Origin of the sequence: Sporosarcina koreensis (genome assembly GCF_000826145.2) — a bacterium.
In the GTDB taxonomy this organism is placed as follows: Bacteria; Bacillota; Bacilli; order Bacillales_A; family Planococcaceae; genus Sporosarcina; species Sporosarcina trichiuri.
Genome location: NZ_LN651336.1, coordinates 156,299 through 162,500 on the forward strand (window position 1 = coordinate 156,299; position 6,202 = coordinate 162,500).

General features: G+C 51.9%; 4 protein-coding genes, 15 tRNA genes, 1 rRNA gene and 1 other annotated feature (1 of these 21 only partly in view). Of the genes, 1 reads left to right on the forward strand and 19 read right to left on the reverse strand.

Going from position 1 to position 6,202, the window contains the following annotated elements; all coding sequences use genetic code 11:
- Positions 1-15: 15 nt before the first annotated feature.
- The 3 genes from BN1190_RS04430 to queG form a co-directional block, all read right to left on the reverse strand.
- On the reverse strand, positions 16-843 hold the full coding sequence (locus BN1190_RS04430; RefSeq protein ID WP_040285817.1) for an aldo/keto reductase: 828 nt from the start codon (positions 841-843) through the stop codon (positions 16-18).
- Between the two features lie 311 nt (positions 844-1,154).
- Positions 1,155-1,628, reverse strand: coding sequence for a tRNA (uridine(34)/cytosine(34)/5-carboxymethylaminomethyluridine(34)-2'-O)-methyltransferase TrmL (trmL, locus tag BN1190_RS04435; protein WP_040285818.1), 474 nt, complete (start codon positions 1,626-1,628; stop codon positions 1,155-1,157).
- Complete coding sequence (gene queG / locus BN1190_RS04440) at positions 1,625-2,782, reverse strand: tRNA epoxyqueuosine(34) reductase QueG (RefSeq protein ID WP_040285819.1); 1,158 nt, start codon at positions 2,780-2,782, stop codon at positions 1,625-1,627. The genes trmL and queG overlap by 4 nt, the downstream gene beginning before the upstream one ends.
- Before the next feature lie 54 nt (positions 2,783-2,836).
- Here queG and BN1190_RS04445 point away from each other — a divergent pair, with 54 nt between their 5' ends.
- Positions 2,837-3,556, forward strand: a complete 720-nt coding sequence (locus BN1190_RS04445) for a B3/B4 domain-containing protein (RefSeq protein ID WP_040285820.1) — start codon at positions 2,837-2,839, stop codon at positions 3,554-3,556.
- Positions 3,557-3,677: 121 nt separating this feature from the next.
- On the opposite strand, the gene BN1190_RS04450 is transcribed toward BN1190_RS04445, so the two are convergent.
- The 16 genes from BN1190_RS04450 to rrf form a co-directional block, all read right to left on the reverse strand.
- Positions 3,678-3,758: transfer RNA gene (locus BN1190_RS04450), tRNA-Leu, on the reverse strand.
- Between the two features lie 32 nt (positions 3,759-3,790).
- A tRNA-Cys gene (locus BN1190_RS04455) sits at positions 3,791-3,864 on the reverse strand.
- Positions 3,865-3,874: 10 nt separating this feature from the next.
- Positions 3,875-3,949, reverse strand: a tRNA-Gly gene (locus tag BN1190_RS04460).
- Between the two features lie 6 nt (positions 3,950-3,955).
- Positions 3,956-4,027: transfer RNA gene (locus tag BN1190_RS04465), tRNA-Gln, on the reverse strand.
- 12 nt (positions 4,028-4,039) lie between these two features.
- Positions 4,040-4,112: transfer RNA gene (locus BN1190_RS04470), tRNA-His, on the reverse strand.
- Positions 4,113-4,152: 40 nt separating this feature from the next.
- Positions 4,153-4,226: transfer RNA gene (locus BN1190_RS04475), tRNA-Trp, on the reverse strand.
- Positions 4,227-4,233: 7 nt separating this feature from the next.
- Positions 4,234-4,318 (reverse strand) — tRNA-Tyr (locus BN1190_RS04480).
- 9 nt (positions 4,319-4,327) lie between these two features.
- Positions 4,328-4,403: transfer RNA gene (locus tag BN1190_RS04485), tRNA-Thr, on the reverse strand.
- Positions 4,404-4,414: 11 nt separating this feature from the next.
- Positions 4,415-4,487 (reverse strand) — tRNA-Phe (locus BN1190_RS04490).
- Between the two features lie 20 nt (positions 4,488-4,507).
- Positions 4,508-4,583: transfer RNA gene (locus BN1190_RS04495), tRNA-Asp, on the reverse strand.
- Between the two features lie 3 nt (positions 4,584-4,586).
- Positions 4,587-4,661: transfer RNA gene (locus tag BN1190_RS04500), tRNA-Met, on the reverse strand.
- A gap of 202 nt (positions 4,662-4,863) precedes the next feature.
- Positions 4,864-4,939, reverse strand: a tRNA-Val gene (locus BN1190_RS04505).
- A 142-nt stretch (positions 4,940-5,081) separates the two neighbouring features.
- Positions 5,082-5,156: transfer RNA gene (locus BN1190_RS04510), tRNA-Glu, on the reverse strand.
- Between the two features lie 22 nt (positions 5,157-5,178).
- Positions 5,179-5,269: transfer RNA gene (locus BN1190_RS04515), tRNA-Ser, on the reverse strand.
- A 4-nt stretch (positions 5,270-5,273) separates the two neighbouring features.
- A tRNA-Asn gene (locus tag BN1190_RS04520) sits at positions 5,274-5,348 on the reverse strand.
- A 45-nt stretch (positions 5,349-5,393) separates the two neighbouring features.
- A 5S ribosomal RNA gene (gene rrf, locus BN1190_RS04525) occupies positions 5,394-5,509 on the reverse strand.
- Positions 5,510-5,781: 272 nt separating this feature from the next.
- Positions 5,782-6,202: a sequence feature (23S ribosomal RNA rRNA prediction is too short), on the reverse strand; it runs 448 nt beyond the window's last position.

Here is a 6,202-nt window from a genome sequence, read left to right on the forward strand (position 1 = left end):
TGCCGTCTTTTTGTATTATCCGAGTGAATCGGGATCCGTTCCTGTCCGTTCGTTCCGGTTCAGTCCGTCGATTGCAGTCATCTCTTCATCCGTCAGCCGGAAATCCCCGATCTGGCTGTTCTCCAAAATCCGTTCCGGTGTGATCGACTTCGGGATGACGATCAGATCATGCTGCAGATGCCAGCGGATGATCACTTGTGCAGCCGTCTTCCCGTGCCGTCTGCCGATTTCGTTCAGTACTGTGTTCTCGAGCAGCTGTCCTCTTGCAAGCGGCGACCAGGACGTTATCGCAATTCCATTATCCAGGCAATAATCGCGCAGAGGAATCTGTGTGAGAAGCGGATGCAGCTCGACCTGATTGACCATCGGCTGCACATTTGCCGTCAGTTTCAGTTCATCCAGATGGCGGACGTGGTGGTTCGACACCCCGGGCACACGAATCAGCTTCTCTTCGTAGAGCCGCTCGATGGCACGGTATGTATCCACATAAGTCTCTGGGACTGGCCAGTGCGTCAGATACAAGTCCAAATAGTCAAGGTCAAGCTTTTTAAGGGAAGTTTCGAAAGCACGGAGCGTCTGGTCATAGCCCTGATCGGTATTCCAGACTTTCGAGGTGATGAACAGTTCGCTGCGATTGATGCCCGCTGCACGGATCGCCTCCCCGGTTTCCCGCTCATTCTCATAGACGGCCGCCGTGTCGATTGCCCGATAGCCGTTCTTCAAGGCAAAGGTGATTGCTTTCACTGTTTTTTCAGGGTCTGTCATTTTGTAAACACCAAGACCGAATCTCGGCATGTCGACTCCGTTCCTCAGCTGCTTCGTCTCTGTATACATTGAAGTCATCGTCCTTCCTCCTTTTCGTCTCACTGATATCCTACCACTTCGGCGGACTGGAGGAAAAGCAAATGCAGCCGCATCGTCAAGGAGATGACACAATTTTTCGGGCCGGTCATTTCTTTTTCGCTCCTGTTCCGGTATAATGGGGAAAGAACAAGTGATCCAACAGGAGGGTATCTGATGAGACTAATCTTAATCATGGGTGTCTGCTTCGCATTCCTTTCCGCAATCTTCACAGGCGGGTACGAAGACAAGCCAGGCAAGGTGAAAAAATAACACATAAAAAGGATGCAGTCCCCCGGGGCTGCATCCTTTTTTTAGTGTAATCCGGGGTATTGCTGCTGCCGCAGCGCTTCATAGACCAAGATGGCTGCTGTGTTCGAGAGGTTCAGCGATCGGATGTGGTCATTCATCGGTATGCGGAGGCATGTATCCTTGTGCGCCGCCGTCACTTCATCAGGAAGTCCCGTCGTCTCCTTCCCGAAGACGAAGAAGATATCCCTTGTGCTTCCCGAGAAATCGAAATCGGAATACGTCTGTTCCCCGAACTTGGTGATGAAATAGAAATCAGCATCCGGGTACTGGCGGAACAAGCCATCGATACTGCCGTGATAGGTGATATCGACATGCTCCCAGTAATCGAGTCCTGCACGCTTTAGCATCTTATCGTCTGTGGAGAAGCCGAGCGGTTCGATCAGATGCAGTTTCGCCCCTGTCCCTGCACATGTACGTGCGATGTTACCTGTGTTGGCAGGGATGAGCGGTTCAAATAATGCAACATGTATGGTCATCGTTTCACTTCCTTTTCAGATTGTGCTGCAAGCTTGCGGAGCGCCTCTTCAATCTCTTCGCACACCGAAGAGTCGTTTTCTGTGTGAAGCGACTCGTCCAGCGCGGTGTACCCCTCATCCGTTCCGATTTCTCCGAGAGCCCATGCGGCGGCCCCTCGGATCATCGGCCGTGGGTCTCCATGCAGCAGCTCCGCAAGTTCCGGAACAGCAGCGGTTTCCTTGAAATGGGCGAGCGCCAGGATAGCATTCCGCTGGATCGGGTTCTTTCCCCGCCACGAACCTGACATATGCCCGAATGTCTCCTTGAACTGCCGATTGGACAATTTCAGCAGAGGCTGGAGCAGCGGCTTGACGAGATCCGGTTCAGGCACGAAGGAATCCTGGTCCAAATTATACTTACGTTTGTTCTTCGGACAGACGGTCTGGCAGGTGTCGCATCCATAGATCCGGTTGCCGATCTCTTTCCTGAATTCCTCAGGGACAGGCTGCTTGGTCTGCGTAAGGAAGGCGATGCAGCGCTGTGCATTGAGCTGCCCTCCCTGGATAAGCGCACCAGTCGGACACGCATCGAGACAGAGTGTACAATCGCCGCATTGGTCTTCCATCGGCAGGTCAGGTGCAAACGGCAGATTCGTGATCATCTCACCCAGATAGACGTAGGAACCGAATTCGGGGGTGATGATCGAGCAGTTTTTCGCCGACCAGCCGAGACCTGCCCGCTCAGCGACAGCCCGGTCCGCCAGTTCGCCCGTATCCACCATGGAGCGGGTTTTGACGCCAGGCAGACGTTCATGCAGAAAAGCTTCGAGCAGGGACAGCTTCTCGCGCAAGACAAGATGGTAGTCGGTCCCCCAGGAAGCACGGCAGAACATCCCCCGCCGCTCCCCTTTCTTTCCTTTTGGAGCATCTGCAAGCTTGGACGGATACGCGACAGCAATCGAGATGATACTCTCCGCCTGTTCCAGCAGCAAGGACGGCTCAGTCCGTTTTTCGATATCCGGTTCCTCAAAACCGGATTGGTAGTTCAATGCCTGCTGACGTTTCAGCCGATTTTTCAATTCCCGAAAAGGAGCGGCTGTCGTAAATCCGATTTTATCGACACCAATCTCGTCTGCGTATGCGGTCAGGTCGCGCTGCAGTTGAGCGATATTCACCAGTTGCCACCTCCAATATGATAAGCTTGAGAAAAATATGAACAGGGGGATTATATGAAATTTGAAATAGCATCCTCTATTTTTGAAAAGGTTCCCGGCTTTAAGCTCGGTATACTCCATTATAACAAAACAACCGTCTCCGATTCTCCTCAAATGCTGAAAGGGCGGCTCCAGTTATTCCAGGAGCAATTGTTTTTCGAATTGGAAGAACGACCGCTGACAGACATTAAGGGGCTTTCGGAGTGGCGTGATAGTTGGAGAGCGTTCGGGGCGGATCCAAACCGACACAGACCGTCAGCAGAAGCCCTATACAGAAGAGTCCGCAGCCAGAACTTTTTGGAAAGCCACTCCAGTGCAGTCGATCTGAATAATCTGTTCAGCCTGCAGTATGGGATTCCTGCCGGGATATATGATGCAAGTGAGCTGGTAGGCGATATCCGTGTGTCAGTCGGCCATGAAGCCGATGGGTATGAAGGATTGAATGGAAGATACAATTCGCTGCACAAGCTGATCATACTCCACGACCAATACAGCCCATTCGGCAGCCCGTATGTGGATTCTGTACGAACCGCTATCACACAAGACGCAGCAGAAATCATTCAGGTGCTGTACGTGCGCCCGGGGATGCCGTCGGAAGAGGCCCGGAAGCTGACAGAAGCATGTGGAAAAATGTACACAAGCATCAACGGCGGAGAGGCGGCAGCCTACATCATCGACAAAGAGACACCGATCATGCGGCTGCCGGTCGTATCCAGCAATCAGCTGATCGATTGAAAAGACTGAAGAAAAATGCAAGAGCCTGACTGCTGAACAGCAGCTGGGCTCTCTGCTTTGCGGACACCTGCGGATACCAGAACATAAAAAAAAGAACAACCGAAGTTGTCCTTTTGCAAGATACCCGAGGCCGGACTTGAACCGGCACGCCTCGCGGCATCGCATTTTGAGTGCGACGTGTCTGCCATTCCACCACTCGGGCATTACGATAACACAATAACGGAAAACATAGATTGGAGGCGGCAACCGGAATCGAACCGGTGGTAAGGGTGTTGCAGACCCGTGCCTTACCGCTTGGCTATGCCGCCGTAGAATAAGTGGAGCGGAAGACGGGATTCGAACCCGCGACCCCGACCTTGGCAAGGTCGTATTCTACCACTGAACTACTTCCGCTTAAAACTGGGGTAGCTGGATTCGAACCAACGAATGACGGAGTCAAAGTCCGTTGCCTTACCGCTTGGCTATACCCCAAAAGTAAAAAGGGGCGACCGAGGGGAATCGAACCCCCGAATGTCGGAACCACAATCCGATGCGTTAACCACTTCGCCACGACCGCCATAATAAAATATTCAGTTCACCGAGACACATATGTGAAATGGCAGGGGCAGTAGGAATCGAACCCACACCAAAGGTTTTGGAGACCTCTATTCTACCGTTAAACTATGCCCCTGTAAAGATGGTGGTGGGGGACGGATTCGAACCGCCGAACCCGGAGGGAGCGGATTTACAGTCCGCCGCGTTTAGCCACTTCGCTACCCCACCAAAGGGTTATGGTGCCGGCGAAAGGAATTGAACCCTCAACCTACTGATTACAAGTCAGTTGCTCTACCAATTGAGCTACACCGGCAAGATGAAAGGTGGTTCAGGACGGAATCGAACCGCCGACACAAGGATTTTCAGTCCTTTGCTCTACCGACTGAGCTACTGAACCAGATGATGTTTCAGAAAAAATGGCGGTCCCGACCGGGATCGAACCGGCGATCTCCTGCGTGACAGGCAGGCATGTTAACCGCTACACCACGGGACCATTTGGTTGCGGGGGCAGGATTTGAACCTGCGACCTTCGGGTTATGAGCCCGACGAGCTGCCACTGCTCCACCCCGCGATAATAATACTACTGTCACATCGAGCTTTCACGCTCAAGTTTACTTCTTTGCAAGGTTATGGATTTCCTTTCAGGAATTCCTACAAATCGTCATCTTCGTATAACGCTTTGCTCCACCCCGCGATAATATTATTAGTATTGCATTTGAGCTTTCAAGCTCGTTGTTTACTGTATGCAAGATGAACTTGCAATAGAAGTGTTATGGTGGAGGATGACGGGCTCGAACCGCCGACCCTCTGCTTGTAAGGCAGATGCTCTCCCAGCTGAGCTAATCCTCCGGGTGAAATTGCGATAAGCTTCATTCGATCAATCAGTTACGTACGCAAGTACGCTCCTTCCTTCTCTCAATCGCTTCCTCGTTCCCTCGCTTCTCCCAATTTCACAGGAGTCGCAATAAACTTCGCATTATAATTTTAAAGATGGTGACCCCTACGGGATTCGAACCCGTGTTACCGCCGTGAAAGGGCGGTGTCTTAACCGCTTGACCAAGGGGCCGTATTGGAACTAATAAGATAACTGGCGGAGAGCAAGGGATTTGAACCCTTGATACGCGGTTAGCGTATACACGATTTCCAATCGTGCTCCTTCGGCCACTCGGACAGCTCTCCATTATGGCTCCGCAGGTAGGACTCGAACCTACGACCGATCGGTTAACAGCCGATTGCTCTACCACTGAGCTACTGCGGAATAACTGGTATTTGTTCAAATCAAGTGTTTCACTCGAAAGTGAAAGCCCGGCGACGTCCTACTCTCACAGGGGGAAGCCCCCTACTACCATCGGCGCTGAAGAACTTAACTTCCGTGTTCGGTATGGGAACGGGTGTGACCTCTTCGCCTTCATCACCAGACTTTTTCACAACACAAGTATTATTATATCACACTCGGATTGTAGAAGCAAGCGTTAATTTCAATTAAAATTGCTCACTCAAAACTGGATAAAACAGACATTGTGTTTTCAAGACCGCCTTGCGGCGCTTCCGCTTCTAATCCAGCTTCGACTCCCTGATGCTCGAGGTCATAAGTCAACTCGTCTGCGTGGCAGAAACCGCCACTCCGCCGATTCGCCTTATGCTTGTCGCATCAAAACGGTCGTCTCCGCTTTTTTGTTTTGGTTAAGTCCTCGATCGATTAGTATCTGTCAGCTCCACATGTCGCCATGCTTCCACACCAGACCTATCCACCTCATCATCTTTGAGGGATCTTACTTACTTGCGTAATGGGAAATCTCATCTCGAGGGGGGCTTCATGCTTAGATGCTTTCAGCATTTATCCCGTCCACACATAGCTACCCAGCGATGCCTTTGGCAAGACAACTGGTACACCAGCGGTGTGTCCATCCCGGTCCTCTCGTACTAAGGACAGCTCCTCTCAAATTTCCTGCGCCCGCGACGGATAGGGACCGAACTGTCTCACGACGTTCTGAACCCAGCTCGCGTACCGCTTTAATGGGCGAACAGCCCAACCCTTGGGACCGACTACAGCCCCAGGATGCGATGAGCCGACATCGAGGTGCCAAACCTCCCCGTCGATGTGGACTCTTG